This is a genomic window from Malikia spinosa (assembly GCF_002980625.1).
Taxonomy (GTDB): domain Bacteria; phylum Pseudomonadota; class Gammaproteobacteria; order Burkholderiales; family Burkholderiaceae_C; genus Malikia; species Malikia spinosa.
Map to the genome: position 1 here is coordinate 1 of NZ_PVLR01000057.1, position 15757 is coordinate 15757.

13 protein-coding genes, 1 tRNA gene and 1 pseudogene are annotated in these 15757 nt (G+C 63.3%); 7 read left to right on the forward strand and 8 right to left on the reverse strand.

Features of this window, described 5'->3' with window-relative positions:
* Positions 1 to 310: 310 nt before the first annotated feature.
* The 3 genes from C6P61_RS16005 (at position 311) to C6P61_RS16015 (ending at position 1288) form a co-directional block, all read left to right on the forward strand.
* Complete coding sequence (locus tag C6P61_RS16005) at positions 311 to 613, forward strand: type II toxin-antitoxin system MqsR family toxin (RefSeq protein ID WP_105730922.1); 303 nt, start codon at positions 311 to 313, stop codon at positions 611 to 613.
* Positions 614 to 615: 2 nt separating this feature from the next.
* Positions 616 to 1017 carry a type II toxin-antitoxin system MqsA family antitoxin gene (locus C6P61_RS16010; protein ID WP_105730923.1) on the forward strand — a complete coding sequence of 134 codons (402 nt, stop codon included), beginning with the start codon at positions 616 to 618 and terminating at the stop codon, positions 1015 to 1017.
* A 195-nt stretch (positions 1018 to 1212) separates the two neighbouring features.
* Positions 1213 to 1288, forward strand: a tRNA-Gly gene (locus C6P61_RS16015).
* Positions 1289 to 1382: 94 nt separating this feature from the next.
* Here the strand turns inward: C6P61_RS16015 and C6P61_RS16020 are convergent.
* The 5 genes and pseudogenes from C6P61_RS16020 to C6P61_RS16040 form a co-directional block, all read right to left on the reverse strand.
* Positions 1383 to 1679: a 2Fe-2S iron-sulfur cluster-binding protein gene (locus C6P61_RS16020; RefSeq protein ID WP_105730924.1), complete on the reverse strand. Its 297-nt coding sequence runs from the start codon at positions 1677 to 1679 to the stop codon at positions 1383 to 1385.
* Positions 1680 to 1681: 2 nt separating this feature from the next.
* Complete coding sequence (locus tag C6P61_RS16025) at positions 1682 to 2275, reverse strand: IMPACT family protein (RefSeq protein ID WP_105730925.1); 594 nt, start codon at positions 2273 to 2275, stop codon at positions 1682 to 1684.
* A complete protein-coding gene (locus C6P61_RS16030; RefSeq protein WP_105730926.1) occupies positions 2272 to 3231 on the reverse strand; it encodes an alpha-E domain-containing protein in 960 nt (319 codons plus the stop codon). The genes C6P61_RS16025 and C6P61_RS16030 overlap by 4 nt, the downstream gene beginning before the upstream one ends.
* Before the next feature lie 13 nt (positions 3232 to 3244).
* Positions 3245 to 4693, reverse strand: coding sequence for a circularly permuted type 2 ATP-grasp protein (locus C6P61_RS16035; protein WP_105730927.1), 1449 nt, complete (start codon positions 4691 to 4693; stop codon positions 3245 to 3247).
* 73 nt (positions 4694 to 4766) lie between these two features.
* Positions 4767 to 6410 (reverse strand): annotated as a pseudogene (locus C6P61_RS16040) (DNA internalization-related competence protein ComEC/Rec2); the annotation flags it as partial.
* 760 nt (positions 6411 to 7170) lie between these two features.
* On the opposite strand from C6P61_RS16040, the gene C6P61_RS16045 reads away from it, so the two are divergent.
* From C6P61_RS16045 to C6P61_RS16060, 4 genes are all read left to right on the forward strand, one after another.
* Positions 7171 to 8421: an SIR2 family protein gene (locus C6P61_RS16045; protein WP_105730953.1), complete on the forward strand. Its 1251-nt coding sequence runs from the start codon at positions 7171 to 7173 to the stop codon at positions 8419 to 8421.
* Positions 8418 to 10118, forward strand: coding sequence for an ATP-binding protein (locus tag C6P61_RS16050; protein ID WP_105730929.1), 1701 nt, complete (start codon positions 8418 to 8420; stop codon positions 10116 to 10118). Before C6P61_RS16045 ends, C6P61_RS16050 begins: the two co-directional genes overlap by 4 nt.
* A gap of 4 nt (positions 10119 to 10122) precedes the next feature.
* Complete coding sequence (locus tag C6P61_RS16055) at positions 10123 to 10809, forward strand: hypothetical protein (protein WP_105730930.1); 687 nt, start codon at positions 10123 to 10125, stop codon at positions 10807 to 10809.
* Positions 10810 to 10966: 157 nt separating this feature from the next.
* Complete coding sequence (locus tag C6P61_RS16060; protein WP_105730931.1) at positions 10967 to 12607, forward strand: hypothetical protein; 1641 nt, start codon at positions 10967 to 10969, stop codon at positions 12605 to 12607.
* A gap of 206 nt (positions 12608 to 12813) precedes the next feature.
* Here C6P61_RS16060 and tnpC read toward each other — a convergent pair whose 3' ends face one another.
* From tnpC to tnpA, 3 genes are all read right to left on the reverse strand, one after another.
* Positions 12814 to 14364 carry an IS66 family transposase gene (gene tnpC / locus C6P61_RS16065; protein WP_105730932.1) on the reverse strand — a complete coding sequence of 517 codons (1551 nt, stop codon included), beginning with the start codon at positions 14362 to 14364 and terminating at the stop codon, positions 12814 to 12816.
* 81 nt (positions 14365 to 14445) lie between these two features.
* Complete coding sequence (tnpB, locus tag C6P61_RS16070) at positions 14446 to 14778, reverse strand: IS66 family insertion sequence element accessory protein TnpB (RefSeq protein ID WP_170067407.1); 333 nt, start codon at positions 14776 to 14778, stop codon at positions 14446 to 14448.
* Positions 14775 to 15182, reverse strand: a complete 408-nt coding sequence (tnpA, locus tag C6P61_RS16075) for an IS66-like element accessory protein TnpA (protein ID WP_105730934.1) — start codon at positions 15180 to 15182, stop codon at positions 14775 to 14777. Before tnpA ends, tnpB begins: the two co-directional genes overlap by 4 nt.
* Positions 15183 to 15757: the final 575 nt, after the last annotated feature.

The following is a 15757-nucleotide window of genomic DNA, read 5'->3' on the forward strand; positions in this document are numbered from 1 at the left end:
GCTCATCCCGCAAGCATAGGGGCAGACAGCCCCCATGCAGCACAGGCGAAAGTCCATAACACGCTCTAGGGTCAGCTACAGGCTCCCTGCGGCACATCGCCCGGCGGTATGCCCTACGTCTCGACCAGACACACGCTAATACAGTAACGGCGATTTGCGCCATCAACATGACACCACTCCCATCCGTGCCTGCGGGTCCGGACTGGCGGGTGAATTTTTCTTTCTCCCGCGACCTCTACATCTTCCGTCCAGATCCAAACCTTGCCATTAACCCATTTGACAATATAACCAAGTAGGTTATCATGACTGCATAGAGAAAAGCATCCCTCACTGCAAGCTGCCAGTCATCAAAGCTTTGGTAGAGGCTGGACAGGTCAGGGCTACAGCAACCGCCTACAACGGAGCGCGTGAGCTTGGCATCAACGATCTGGCCGGGATGTGCGACGTTGTATTGGCACTGACGTCCGCCGACTTCTACAAGAGCATGACGACGCATGCCGACCATCGTATTTGGCAGGACGTGTACCATGCCAGAACAGCAAGCGGCGATGAGGTGTACCTGAAATTGACCGTCATTGATGACGTGTTGATCGTTTCCTTCAAGGAGCTGTGACCATGAAATGCCCATGCTGCGGTGCGGCGGAACTGATCCACGACACGCGCGATATGCACTACACCTACAAGGGTGAAACCACCACCATTCCGGCGGTGACGGGCGACTTCTGCCCCGCCTGCGGGGAAGTCGTCTTGAACCGTGAACACGGTAACCGCTACAGCGAACTGATCGGCTTGTTTCAGCGTCAAGTGAATGCCGCCTACGTCGATCCCGACTACATCGCCAAGGTGCGTCGGAAGCTCGATCTTGACCAACGACAGGCTGCTGAACTCTTTGGCGGCGGCGTCAATGCCTTCTCGCGCTACGAAAATGGCAAGACCAAGCCGCCGCTAGCCTTGGTCAAGCTGTTCAAGCTGCTGGATCGTCACCCCGACTTGCTCAACGAGGTCAGGACTGCCTGACCTCACGCATGATGAAGGGACAATGGTCGCCATCTGGTGAAGCTCGGCAGCGCGATCAAGGTGGCAACGGCCTGCCCTGAAACCGCCCCCGGCAACGGTTCCCGCCCCGTCATCCGAGCGGGAAGCAGCACGTCACCCGTACTGTTAATCCGTAGGTGCCTGGTTCGAGCCCAGGTCGAGGAGCCAAATTCAGATGCGGGATTAGCTCAGTTGGTAGAGCGATACCTTGCCAAGGTATAGGTCGAGAGTTCGAGTCTCTTATCCCGCTCCAATACATGACGCCCGTCGCTACCCGCGACGGGCGTTTTTGTTTGTGCGTCGCACTGTTTGATCCCTTCGATCGGCACTCACGAAGGCAGGCCAGGTCATGCCCGTTGCAGCACGAAATCAGTCAGGGGTTTGGCGATGCAGGACAGGCAATAGCCGTCGCGCTTTTCTTCCAGGCTCAGCCCGGGCCAGGGAATGTCATAGGCCACCTGTCCCGTGACCAGTCGCCCGATGCAGCTGCGACAAGTCCCGTTGCGGCACGACACCGGCCAGTCGAGGCCGGCCTGGCGCATGGACTCATAAAGACTCTGATCCGCCGGCGCCGCAAACAGCTCGCCGCAGTCTTCCAGTCGGCCCTTGAAAACATGCGGCTGATCGGTAGAGGCTGGGTTCATGGCTACTCCTGCGGCTCGACCCAGACCAGCCGACCCTGGCCGCCCTCGTCCAGGCGTGCTCGCAGCGCGCTGGCCTGCGCCTGGGCCACGCGCAGGCTGATGGTGACGACGTGGCCGTGCACGGCCTGCAGCAACTGGGCCTGGCCGAGCTCAAGCTCGCGCCTCACCCAACCCTCGAGCGCATAGGGCACCAGGCAGGTCCAGCTCAACTGGCGCTCGCGCGCGACCTTGACCGCTCCTGCCAGCGCCTGCGCAACCGCGTCGGTGTAGGCACGCACCAGCCCGCCGGCACCAAGCCTGATGCCGCCGTAGTAGCGCACCACGGTCGCGAGCACGCCTTCGAGTTCCTGGTGCCGCAGCACCTCCAGCATCGGTCGCCCGGCCGTACCACCCGGCTCGCCATCGTCGTTGGCGGCTGACTGGCCACCCGCAAGCAAGGCCCAGCAGACATGGGCCGCGCCAGGATGGCGCTCACGCAAGGCCTGCACGATGAGCTGCGCCTCGGCCCGCCCCTCGACCGGTTGCACGCAGGAGAGGAAGCGGCTCTTCTTGATCAGGAGTTCGTGCTCGACGGGGGCTTGCAGGGTGTAGCTCAGACCGGCTCCGGCACCAGGAAATCGCGGCTGATGCGGCCGCCGAGCTCGTTGACGCGGTCGAGGAACTGGGTCAGGTAGGCGTGCAGGCCGGTCTCCATGATCTCGTCGAGGTTGCCGTACTGCAGGTCCGACAGCATCTTGCCGGCGCGCCGTTCGGTCTCGCCCGAGATCGAGTTGCTGACCCGGCCCAGGTTGGCCACCACGCCCTGCAGACTGGCGTGCAGGCTGCGCGGCATGTCGGCACGCAGGATCAGCAGCTCGGCCACGCGCTCAGGCGTGATGACGTCACGGTAGACCTTGCGGTAGACCTCGAACGCGCTGACGCTGCGCAGGATCGCGCTCCAGTGGTAGAAGTCGTATTCCTGGTCCTGCTCGGAGGCGGCGCCGTAGAAGTCGCTCTCGACCGCATGGAACTTGACATCAAGCAGCCGCGCCGTGTTGTCGGCCCGCTCCAGGAAGGTGCCCATGCGGTAGAAGTAGAAGGCCTCGTCGCGCAGCATGGTGCCGATCGCGACGCCGCGCGACAGGTGCGAGCGGTGCTTGACCCAGTCGAAGAACTTGGCCGGGTCGCGCTCGAAGTCCTTGTCCTTGAGCATCTGGCTCAGCTTGAGCCAGGTGTGGTTGATGGTCTCCCAGACCTCGGTCGGCAAGGCGCCGCGCACCGCGCGGGCGTTCTCGCGCGCCGCCATCAGGCAAGACACGATGCTCGACGGGTTGGAGGCGTCGCGCACCATGAAGTCCAGCACATCCTTGCTGTTGACCTCGCCATGCAGGAACTCGTAGGCGGGCATCAGCTCGCTGATGCGCAGCAGCCCTTCCCAGCCCAGCTTGGCCACCGCGGCCGACTGCGGCAGCAGCGCGGTCTGGTAATTGACGTCCAGCATGCGGGCGGTGTTTTCGGCGCGCTCGGTGTAGCGCGACATCCAGAACAGGTGATCGGCGGTTCTCGACAGCATATTCAGTTCTTCCTCAAGCTTCCAGTACCCAGGTGTCCTTGGTGCCGCCGCCCTGGGACGAGTTCACCACCAGCGAGCCCTCCTTGAGCGCGACCCGAGTCAGTCCGCCCGGCACGATCTGCACGCCCTTCTGGCCCGACAGCACGAAGGGGCGCAGGTCGATGTGGCGTGGCGCGATGCCGCGCTCGACATAGGTCGGGCAGCTCGACAGGCTCAGCGTGGGCTGGGCGATATAGCCCTCGGGCTTGGCGAGCACGGCCTGGCGGAAGTCCTCGATCTCGGCCTGGGTCGCGGCCGGTCCCACCAGCATGCCGTAGCCGCCGGCGCCATGCACTTCCTTGACCACCAGGTCCTTCAGGTTGGCCAGGATGTACTTGAGGTCGTCGGGCTTGCGGCCCAGATAGGTCGGCACGTTCTTGAGGATAGGTTTCTCGCCCAGATAGAACTCGATCATCTGCGGCACATAGGGGTAGATCGACTTGTCGTCCGCCACGCCGGTGCCGATCGCGTTGCACAGCATGACATTACCCTTGCGGTAGACGTCGAGCAGGCCGGCACAGCCCAGCGTCGAGTCGGGGCGGAACACCAGCGGATCGAGGAAATCATCGTCGACCCGGCGGTAGATCACATCAACCCGCTTGGGGCCGCGGGTGGTACGCATCCAGACAAAGTTGTCCTTGACGAACAGGTCCTGGCCCTCGACCAGTTCCACGCCCATTTGCTGGGCCAGGAAGGCATGCTCGAAGTAGGCGCTGTTGTACATGCCCGGAGTCAGCACCACGACGGTCGGATTGACCGTGTGCGCGGGACTGACCGAGCGCAGCGTCTCCAGCAGCAGGTCGGGGTAATGCGCGACCGGCGCGACCCGGTTCTGCGCGAACAGGTCGGGGAAGAGCCGCATCATCATCTTGCGGTCTTCCAGCATGTAGCTCACGCCGCTGGGCACGCGCAGGTTGTCCTCGAGCACATAGTAGTCGGCCTCGCCGTCGCCACCGGGCACCGGCGCGCGCACGATGTCGATGCCGGAGATATGCGAGTAGATGCCGCCCGGCAGGTCGACCCCGACCATCTCGGGGCGGAACTGGGCATTGCCCTCAATCTGTTCGCGCGGCACGATGCCGGCTTTCAGGATTTCCTGGTCGTGGTAGATGTCGTGCAGGAAGCGATTCAGCGCCGTGACGCGCTGCTCCAGACCTTTTTCCATCGACTGCCATTCCGCTGCCGGAATCACGCGCGGGATCAGGTCGAACGGAATCAGGCGTTCGGTGCCTGCGCCGTCCTCGTCCTTGGCGCCGTAGACCGCGAAGGTGATGCCGACGCGGCGAAAGATCATCTCGGCTTCCTCGCGGCGCGCACGCATCACATCGTCAGGCTGCTCGGCGAGCCAGCGCGCGTATTGGAGGTAGTGCTCACGCACCTGGTCGGGTGCGGCATACATTTCGTCGAATTGGTGTCGGCTCATGGGGGGCTCGCGTTTATCTGGGCAATTCCATGTTAGCAAGTAACGGGCCAATCACCGGCCCGGCAGCATCAAATCATTGATCAAGGTCAACAGCAACTTCGGCACCCGCCTGCCAGTAGCGCGGCCGTTGCTGGCGTTGGCACAGCAGGGCCGCAGGCGCGTCGCTGCGCCAGCTCGCGGCCCCGCAGGTCGGGCTGTTGCTCCAGGCGATGGATCGCGCGCGCAAGCGTTGCAGCACCTCGGGGGCCGGATGGCGGAATCGGTTCAGGTGGCCCGACTGGATCACGATCCAGCCCGGACGCAGCGCATCGAGCCAGGCCTCGCTCGACGAGGTCGAGCTGCCGTGGTGGGGCGCCAGCAGCAGGTCGGTGCGCAAGCCGGGCTGGTCGCGCAGGATGCGCGACTCCTCGCTGGCCGTGATGTCGCCGGTCAACAGGGCCACGCGCCCGCTCGCGCTCGTCACGCGCAGCACGCAGGAGCGCGCGTTGTCGCTCAGGCCGAGCGCGTCATCACCGGCTTGCGGATGCAGCCACTCGAAGCTCACCGCATCCCAGGACCAGCGCTGCCCGGCCGCGCAGGCACGCGCCGCGCGACCGGTCGCGCGCCGGGTGTCATAGGAAGCCCAGAGCTCGGCACGCGGATGCTGGCGCAGCAGCTCGGACAGGCCACCGGCATGATCGAGGTCGTCATGGCTCGCGACCAGCAGGTCGAGCCGGTCGCCGCCGGCACGCAGCAGCGGCAGCAGCACCCGCTGCGCCGCACTGCTGCTGCCCTGGCCGGGTCCGGTGTCATGCACCAAAGTGTGGCGCGCCGTGCGCACCACGACCGCCGCGCCCTGCCCGATATCGGGCGCCAGCAGTTCGAAATCACCCAGAGTGGGGCGTGGCGGGGTCCAGGCCAGCAGGGGCCAGCACAGCAGCAGGCCCCAGGCACGCTGGGCCCAGGGCAGGCGCAGCACCAGCAGGACGGCGCCGGCCAGCGTCAGCAGCGCCAGCGCGGGCGGCAGCTCGGGACGCTCGAACGCGGCCCAGGGCAGCCGGGCCAACCACTCCAGGCAGATATTCATGGCCTGCACGCCCCAGGCCGCCAGCCGCCACAGCGGCGCCCAGAGCAGGCCGAGCATGGCCAGCGGCGTGACCAGGCCGGTGACCCAGGGCACGGCCACCAGATTGGCCAGCAGGCCGACGATCGACATCTGGCCAAAGCACAGCAGGGTCAGCGGTGCCAGCGCCACGCTGACGATGGCCTGGGTGCGCAACAGGTCGGTGAACCAGTCGCGCAGCCCGCTGCTCTCGGCCTGTCCGAGCCAGGACGAGGCCAGCAGCACGCCGACCGCGACAAAGCTGAGCCAGAAACCCGGCTGCAACAACGCCCAGGGGTCGAGCAGCAGCACCGCGACCATGACCGCCAGCAGCAACACCGGCCAGGGCCAGCGCGCGCCGTTCAGGCGCAGCAAGGTCAGGCAGGCGAGCATCAGCACGGTGCGCTGGGCCGGCACGCCCCAGCCGGCAAACAGCGCGTAGGCAAAAGCCAGCGCCAGGCCACCAAGCGCCGCGGCCGTCGGAGCCGGCCAGCGCCACAGCAGGCCGGGCCAGAGCCTGGCCAGCGCGCGCCAGCCGCGCCCGACGCAGGCCGAGGCCAGCAGCGCGAACATCGTCACATGCAGGCCTGAGATGCTGACCAGATGCGCCACGCCGGTCAGGCGAAAGACCTCCCAGTCGGCCGAATCTGGTGACTGACATTAAAGTTCTGTTCCGTGACAAATAGTTCTGTTCTGGCCCAAAAATGACAATATGTTCTGTCCTACGGCGCTGGTTTTCGAGCTTCGCCGGTGACATTAAAGTTCTGTCCTCATAGGGAGAAAGCGACTACACAGCCCGTTCCATGCGACGAGCCCACACCCTCGTCGTCCAACGCTGCATCGGAGGAAAACCTATACCCAACCCCTAATTTGCTCAAAAAATAAGCAAATTAGGCGAAAAATGACAATATGTTCTGTTCTGAAAGTTGCCAGTGACATTAAAGTTCTGTTCTGACGTACCGGGCTGACGTAAAACATTCCGCTTGCAGTGGATGCCTAGCTGTGTTGTGCGTCAACACGATGGTGAGGCGCTGGAAGCCGCAGAACAGCGGACCAAGGTGGTATCCACGATGGGACCCTAGCAAACGAAGCGTCTTTGGACACTCCAAGGAACATTGGCCACGATCAAGAGCTGCTTCAATGGCACATGCGACCGCATTGCAGCGATTGGAGTCCAACGACTAACTGCAGCAAACGTCCGCACTGGGCAGGAAAGCCGTCGCCCAACACCTTCCAAGCGTTTTGCTGTGCCATGGAGTCGCTACGCACGTTGCTCTGCCCTGATGGCCGGACATTAGTGGCGAAGTGAGCCTTCGGGCGCCCGCTTTGACTCATGCACAATAAGGCACAAGCAACGCGAAGCTAGCCATCCGGCAGCTTGCTGGGAGGCCCCGTCGTGCAAGTTCTGAGTTCCAAGACCAATGATGAGTGGCTGACAGCCGTACCGCAACTTCCGCCCATCCCTAGGGCCGCACAACCGGCTGCACCGGCTCCTGAAGACCCTGCTAAGGCGGAAGCCAAGCGCTCGCTGTCCGACGTCATGCGCTGCAGTAACCTCGTCGTGCTGGCCGGCTTGGGCACATCGCTTTGTGTGCAGCCGGCCGTCGCCAACGGCCCGAAGGCGCCAACCATGTGGGACCTCTGGCAGCAGATTGGCGCGCGGCAAGACGCGGCTGCTGCTGCGGTAAATCCGATCGGCCCGAACTTCCAGCAGCTCCTTACTTTGGTAGGGCATCCTGCCGCTAAGACCGACATCGAGGCACTGATGTCGCGCTGCCGCCTCGCCGAATCGTTCCTGACCGGCGCCCAGAAGGATGAAGTGACGAAGTTTGTCGCCCTTGCTGAGGCGCACATCATGGCCGCCACCAACTTCCTGGCGCACAACCACCCGTTGCCAGTCCACGCCGAATTCCTACGGCGCGCAGCACGTCGCCCGCAGCGCAAGTCGCGCATGAAGGTGTTCACAACCAACTACGACCGTTGCTATGAAGAGGCCGGCCGCCAGGGCCGCTACGTCGTGGTGGACGGCTTCTCGCACACGGTCCCGCCGACTTTCGATGCAATCCACTTCAGCTACGAGACGGTGCGCCGCCTCGGCGACACCGAGTCTTTCGAACCGATTCCGAATTGCTTCCACCTTTACAAGCTCCACGGGTCCGTGGATTGGCAGCGGCAGGAGCCCTCAGGCGAAATCATGAAGTGGACGGCAGGTGGCAAGCCGGTATTGATTTACCCGCGGAACTCGAAGTACGAGTTGGCGTTTGAGCAGCCTTATCTCGAGATGATTGGGGCGTTCCAGACCGCGGTGCGCGAGCCGGATACCGGGCTGCTCGTCGTGGGCTTCGGCTTCAACGACAACCATCTGGCCGAGCCCATCATGTCCGCCATCCGTTCCAACTTGTCCATGAAGATCGTGGTGGTGAGCCCAGGCCTAGCACCCTGGAACAACGGAGAGGCCAATGGGCCTGGCGAGTGCGAGAACAACAAGTATTTGGGCCAGTTGAAGAGCCTCGCCGCCGCCGGCGACGCACGGATCACGCTGCTCAACTGCGGATTCGAGCAAATGGTGCCTTTCGTGCCTGACCTCGCAGCCGAAACCGACCTCGAGCGGCACGTTGCTCGACTACGCAATATCGGTGCGGTATGAGCGGGCTCGTCGTCTCTCCATTCGATAGGCAGCGCTACGTCGGCTCCGTCTGTACGGTTCGGCCGGCGACGGTCGAGGTCAACTTGCCGTTCGCTCCGCGTCCAGGCAGCACCCACGTGGCCGGTTACCAACTGCAGCGAGGTCAGGTCGGGGAGTTCGTCGTTATAGAGGGTGAAGAGCACGCAGTGCTTGGCCGCCTGATCGAGACTAGGCTTCCGGAGCGTGACCGCTTGACCGTCGAACCGACGCATGAGCGAGACGCACAACCCAACCCTGTGGGCATTGTCCAACTCCTGACGGCTGTTGACCTTGAGACCGGCACCTCGTTGCGGGGCGTACCTGTCTCGCCGCGCATCGGCCAGCACGTGTTTTCGGCCCATCCATTGGTCGTGAAGCAGGTCGTCGAGGCGGGCACAACGCCGGAAGCTCAGCGCATCAACCTTGCCAGGTTTCCGCATGCCCGGGACACCGTGGTATCGCTCTCACCAAGTCAACTGTTGGGCCGGCACTGTGCAGTGCTTGGGGCCACAGGCGGTGGCAAGAGCTGGACGCTAGCCCTTCTCGTAGAGGAAATTGTTCGGCTTGGCGGCAAGGCGATCCTTTTCGATGCGACAGGCGAGTTTCAAACACAGGTCCACCCTGGTATCACGCATGTGCATCTCGGTGGCCGCAAGGTCGACCAGAACGACCCGCGGCGCTTCCTGAGCTTCCCGTACTGGGAATTGACGGAGTCTGACCTGTTCGTCTTGTTGCGCCCGAGCCCCGGCGTGCAGGCGCCGAAGCTCAAGGAAGCACTGCGGAGCCTAAAGATCGCGCAGGTGATTCAGGGCATGGCGGTGAACGGCCTGATTCGCAAGTCTGGAATGCCGCGATACCCGTTCGAGGCGGCTTGTGTGCAGCACGGGCTGGCGCTGAGGCGGCCGGGCACGTACTTCGATATCGGACAGCTCTCTAGCCAGATTTGGGAGGAATGCGTCTACCCCTCCGGCTTTCAGGCTCAGGCGGCAAATTGGGGTGCACCGAATCCAAACGAACAGTCCGCCTGCGCGACGCTCATGTCTCGGATCGAGAGCGAGCTTGCCTCGCCCAACCTGGAGTGCTTGTTCGCACCGGCGGGCTTGGAACCACTACCGGGCGTTGTCGAAGCATTCCTGGCTGACCCCGCGCAGCGTGTGCTGCGCATAAGCCTGGAATTCCTTTCCTTCGAGCACAACGCCCGAGAGGTGGTCGCCAACGCGGTCGGGCGTTATCTACTTGGCCTGGCGCGTCAGGGCCGCTTCTTGGCAAATCCAGTGGTGGCGCTGCTCGATGAAGCGCACCAGTTCCTCGACAAGTCGGTCGGCGATGAATTCTCCAGGACGGATTTGGACGCCTTCGGGTTGATCGCCAAGGAAGGTCGGAAGTATTCGCTGACCTGCGTGCTGGCCACCCAGCGGCCACGCGACATCCCCGAGGATGTGCTGAGCCAGATGGGCATGTTCATCGTCCACAGGCTCATCAACGAGCGGGATCGGAACGTAGTCGAGAAGGCCTGTGGCGACCTGGATGCGTCTGCTGCGACATTCCTGCCGATCCTTGGCCAGGGCGAAGCCGTGGTGGTCGGCGTGAGCTCGCCGATGCCGCTGCCTGTCGCCATCAATCGACCCCAGCGGCCGCCTTCCTCAAGGTCTGCAGACTACGAAAACCTGTGGGGCTAGGCACATGGCCAAATCCACCGACACGAAGCGCTTCGCCGTACTGGGACACCAGCGCGTGAGTCGATACGAACTCGAGGACATGCGTGCCAATGCTCGTCTGGCGACGGCGCTCATGACCGCGGAGTCGGAGAAGCACACCGCGCACGTGCACAGCGTCGTTGAGCGGATGTCACCGGCTGAACAAGAGGCCTACTTCGACAACAATTACGACACCCATGAGCTCATGCTGCGCCGCTTCCCGAATCAGCAGCAGCAAAGCCTGGTGGTTTTGACGTATACCGTCGTTGAGACCCGGCTCATTGCCATCGCGCGATCCATGCTGAGGGACGCGCAACCCGGACTTGAGCTGAAGGACTTGGCGGGAGACTCCCCGTTCAGGAAAGCTCGCATTGTCATCACCAAGATCGCCGGCCTAGACATTGAACAGAAACTTTGGGATGGGGTCGAGGCATATCGGCTCGTCCGAAACGCCATCGTGCACAACGCCGGTGAATTTCCATCCTCGCCACCTCAGTTGGTCCAGCGCCTGCTGGACCAGTACCCGGACGACATCCAATACAGCGATGGCAGTGGCTTGGTGGTGAAGCCGGCGCTGATCGTGACCTTCGCGGCTGCCTGCGAGGATCTGCTGGAAGCAGTTTTCGCCAAGTGGCTCGCCTTGGAAGAGAGCAGAACAGGCCCTAGCGTTTAACGAGCGTGACATTGCGGCTCGGGCGATGTGGCCGCGAGACGAATGTAAGATATTGATCTTATTGGATTTCGAGTCAGACTCTGCGAAAAAACAGACTCAAAGGATAATATAGGTTTGTGTTATAAATAGCGCTGTGTGACATCCTGGGGGCGGACACATGAGCGTCGAGATTGCAGCTCTATTGGCGGCGGACGGCCCGATGACCAGCGGCGTCCTCGCCACGGCATTGGCAGCCAACCTGAGTATTACCCCTGCTGCCGCGCGGAAGCGGATCGAGCGACGCGCGCTTCCGGTCCGCGCGGTGAAACTGGTTCTGCATCGTGGCGCCCAGTTCTTGTACCTCGAGAGCCAATACGGCAGCCCGAAGTTCTGGGATCGCCTGGCCGAGGCCCTGATGGAAGGAAACGGGGCGTACGCCCGCGCCATCAGGGCGCTGACTGCCCGAGGCGGGATCATTCCTACCAGCCACTTCGCAGCCGCTGCAGGGACATCCAGTGGCCAGCGCCAGATTCCTGGTGACGAGGTGGTCAAGCGGCTCGTGGATGCCGAGTTGCTGCAAATCGTGGAGATGCCCGGGCTCGGGCCGTGCGTCGCGTTTGCCCGTGGCGAGCCCTACCTTGATGACCGCTTTCCCGAGGTGCGTGCACGACTCATCGCCGAGAGGGTGCTGCTGCAGTCCATCCAAGAATGGGCGGCCAAGCTCGGCTTCGGCAGCTTCCACTCTTTCAAGCTGCGGGCGTCGGAGACCGACAGTGCCCCGGCGGTCGGACAGTTCATCTGGGATTTGTCTGCGCCCTCCTTCCTGGGCCCGCTTGCCAACTGGTCCGACCCGGGAAAGCCAAAGCCAGGCTTCTTGGTGGTCGACGTGCTCTTGACTGAGGTGGTAGGCGTGGCTGACATCAGCCCGTTTCTCTACAAATGCACCTCGCTGCGGCAATTACGCAGTGTGGGCCGCTGCATGCAGTTTTTCGTCGCCAACCGCTATTCACAGGAAGCGTTGAACCAAATCCGACGGGCCGGCATCGTGCCTGCCACGCCTGAAGCGTTGTTCGGCACCGAGGTCGCGAAGGCACTCCTGACGTTGCTGCAGACGCTCAGCGAAGCAGCGGACAAGGCCATCGACCCACTCTTGTTCAGCGAGTTGTTTGAGCGGTTGGGCAAGGCAGAGGGCGCGGTTGGCACGCTGCGCGGCGCGCTGTTCGAGTACGTCGTGGCCGATGTCGTCCGGCAAACCGAACCGCCGGCCGATATCACGATGAACAGGATTTACCGGGAGGGTGGCAAGGACGTGGCTGAGGTCGATGTCCTACTCATCCTCAAGAACCGCTACGCCCGCTTCATCGAGTGCAAGGGCATCCTGCCGGGCAATCTGCTCAGCGACGAAGAAGTCGAAAAGTGGCTGAACAAGCGCATTCCGGTAGTGCTCGCGCAGACCCGCAAGGACAACGTCCTGTCGAAGCTTGAGCATTGGTTCGAGCTATGGGTGACCGGCGAGCTGACTGCAGAGGCCAAAGGCATGATTGCGGCCGCCCAGGCTCGAGCAGCACTGAGGGGCTACTCCATCCGCGTGTTCTACGCCGCCGACATCGACCATCAGGTCAGCCTGGTCGGGGACCCGTCCCTGCGCAAGGTGGTTTACCAGCATTTCCTCCACGCGCCGATGGCTTTTCCGGACGCGGATATCAACCCGCTCAGCAAACGAAGCATTCCGCAGAGCCCGTTCGACTTCGCCGATGTAAGCACCGAGGCTGCAGTCACATCGCCCGCAAAAACCCGGCCTGCTCTGCCGACGCGTTGACGAGCTCACGAGTAATCGAGAGCTCCCGTAAGTCACTTGTGGCCCCTCAGATGCCGGACCGGCCGCGCCAGCATGAGGTGCTGAAGAGGGCAGCCTTGGAGACATGATCGGTGCTTACCGCGATCTAAAGAGGCGCCTCAGCCCCCAAGAACGTAAGCGTCTGGCGAACGCCATACTTGACCGCCAGCGCGGCATGAGCTTGACGCTCAGGCGCAGGCGTCGCTGGCGGCCTGCCAGCGGTGCGGCAACAGTTCCTCGATCTGGCTGGCCTTGTGCGTGGGCAGCCGGGTCAACACATCCTTGAGGTAGGCATACGGGTCGTGCCCGTTCATGCGTGCCGACTGGATCAGGCTCATGATGGTGGCCGCGCGCTGGCCGGCCCTGAGTGAGCCGGCAAAGAGCCAGTTGTTGCGCCCGAGCGCAATCGGCCGAATCTGGTTCTCGATCCAGTTGTTGTCCGCAGGCAGTTGCGCATCGTCGACGAAGCGCGTCAGCGCAGACCATCGGTTGAGGCTGTAGTCCAGCGCCTTGGCGGTGGCCGAGTTGCCCGGCACCTTCTGACGTTGCAGTGTCATCCACTCGTGCAGAACGTCGAGCACGGGGCGGGTCTGCTGCTGTCGTACCGTCTTTCTTTCCTCGGTCTCCAGGTCCTTGACCAGGCGCTCGATCTCATAAATCTTGCCGAACTGCTCAAGCGCGAATTCGGCGATCTGGCTTTTGTTGGCCACGTGCAGGTCGAAGAACTTGCGCCGCGCGTGTGCCAGGCAGCCCGCCTCGATGATTCGGCCTGACTTGAACCCTTCCTTGTAGCCGGAATAGTCATCGCACACCAGGGTACCTTGCCAGTCGCCGAGGAACTCGCGCGCATGCACGCCAGCACGCGACTCGCAGAAGTCGTAGACGACAGCCTTGAGGTCTTCGAAGGCGCCGGCAGCGTAGGCCCACAGATAGGCACGATGCGTCTTTCCGTTGCCGGGCTTGAGCATCTGCACCGGCGTCTCGTCGGCGTGCAGTACGCCATGGCTGAGGATGACGGCCTTGAGGGCATCGACCAGCGGCTGCAGCCGCACGCCGCAGGTGCCCACCCACTGCGCCAGGGTCGAGCGCGGGATTGCAAAGCCGGCGCGTCCAAAGATAGGCTCAAGCCGATACAGCGGCTGGTGGTCGGCGTACTTGGCCACCATCACATGGGCCAGCAGGCCCGCCGTCGGAATCCCCTTGTCGATCACATGCGGCTCGACCGGCGCCTGCACCATCGTCTCGCACTGCGCGCAGGCCCACTTGCCACGGATGTGGCGCTCGACCGTGAACACACCCGGGACGTAGTCGAGCTTCTCGCTGACGTCCTCGCCGATGCGTTTCATCTGGCAGCCGCAGGCGCAAGTGGTGGAGTCGGGTTCGTGACGGATCTCGTGTCGCGGCAGGTGAGCCGGCAGCGGCTGGCGTTTGGGTTGCTGCTTGGCCTGTCCCCTGTCGGCCACAGGAGGGGCGAGCTGCTCAAGCTCCTCGGCCACGGCCTGCAGGTCGGCATCGAGCGACTCCTCGAGCAGGCTACGCTGCTCGGGACTGAAACGCTCGGACTGGGCGGCGAATTTGAGCCGCTTGAGCACGGCATTCTCGTGCGTGAGCTTGTCGATGACCGCCTGCTTGTGGCGCAGGTCTCCCCTGGCGTGCTCCAGGTCGCCCATGAGCCGGCCGAGCATCTCGCGCAGCTGCTCGGCGCTGAGTTCGGACAGGGACTCGGGGGCCAGGATCATGAACCCAAGTGTGCCCGCTCGCCAGCATGGCAGCCATCGGCATATCCCCCGATTGCCAGACGGTGCTGGAGCCGTGACGGTTCAGATCACGCTGATGACACCGGCCTCGCCCACGCGCTGCCAGGGCAGGCCCAGCACGAGTGCATCGAGCTGGGTCCGACACAGTCCGGCGTTGGGCTGGCCAGCGGCCGGCCAGATGAACTTGCCCTGGTGCAGCCGGCGCGCGGCCAGCCAGATGCCGATGCCGTCGTGCACCAGCACCTTCAGGCGGTTGGCGCGCTTGTTGGCGAACAGGTAGGCATGGTGCGGCTGCGCCGCACCGAAGACCGCCACCACCCGAGCCAGCGCGGAGTCGGTGCCGGCTCGCATGTCCAGTGGCTCGCTGGCCAGCCAGACTGCGTCGACTCGGATCACCGCAGCCACTCCCGCAGCCAGGTCACGCATTGCTCTGCAGCACTCGTGGGCCATGTCATCTTGATCGAGACACCAGCGGGCGTGCTCAGGTCAATTTGAATTCCCACTGGCGCGGCAGACGGAGCAGGCAACGCCAGCGGCACGAAAGCCGGTGCTGACGGTAGCGAATGATCGGGTACCGATAGGAATCGGGATCGCGCGCGATCTGCCGATGTTGGCAGGGAGGGCGTTTGCGCATTGATGACCCACTTGCGCACCATGTTGGCGTTGAGTCCGTTGGCCAGGGCAACGGCGGCAATCGAGACGCCGGGTTGCAGGCAGGCCTGGATGACAGAGGCCCGGAACTCGGGTGAATGGCGCCGGCGCTGGCGGCCGGCTGGGGGGTGGGCGATGTTGGTGTCCATGTGTCCGCGTAAAGGTTGGCGGACACAAGCATCCTTCAGGGCAAGGCTGCTTTCAAGGTGGGGTTCGCCGGACGGATACCCAAGAACCAGTCGTGGCCCTGATCCAACTTGACAGTTCCGGTCGGACCCTCATCGATGGGCCTGTACGGCATCGAAATGCAGCTCTGCGCAGAAGACGTCTACCTCGTGATGTCACCCGATGGCTAGATAGCTGCCGGTCGCCAGACCTGACTTGACTGGCTGCAACCAGCCTGAAGCAGTCCGTTGGGTTCACTAGACGCAAGAGTTGGACATGCGCGGGCCGGGGTCTCTTGTGCATCAGGATGACCCACTTGGTGCGCTAAACATCCGATGCGTCCGACGGCGGGCATCCTCACCCATGCTCTGGAGCACAGTCCCCGAGATGAAGCCAAAGCTCAGGCCATCGCACCAGCGCTACAAGTCGCACCGGAAAACCCGTGGTTTCTATCAGCGCACCAGGCCTTACTGCTCCACGACGCCATGTGTCTGACTCGTAGGCCTTCATACGGACACCCGCCAGGCTATTGGCATTTTGTATTGAACATGCCCCTCGA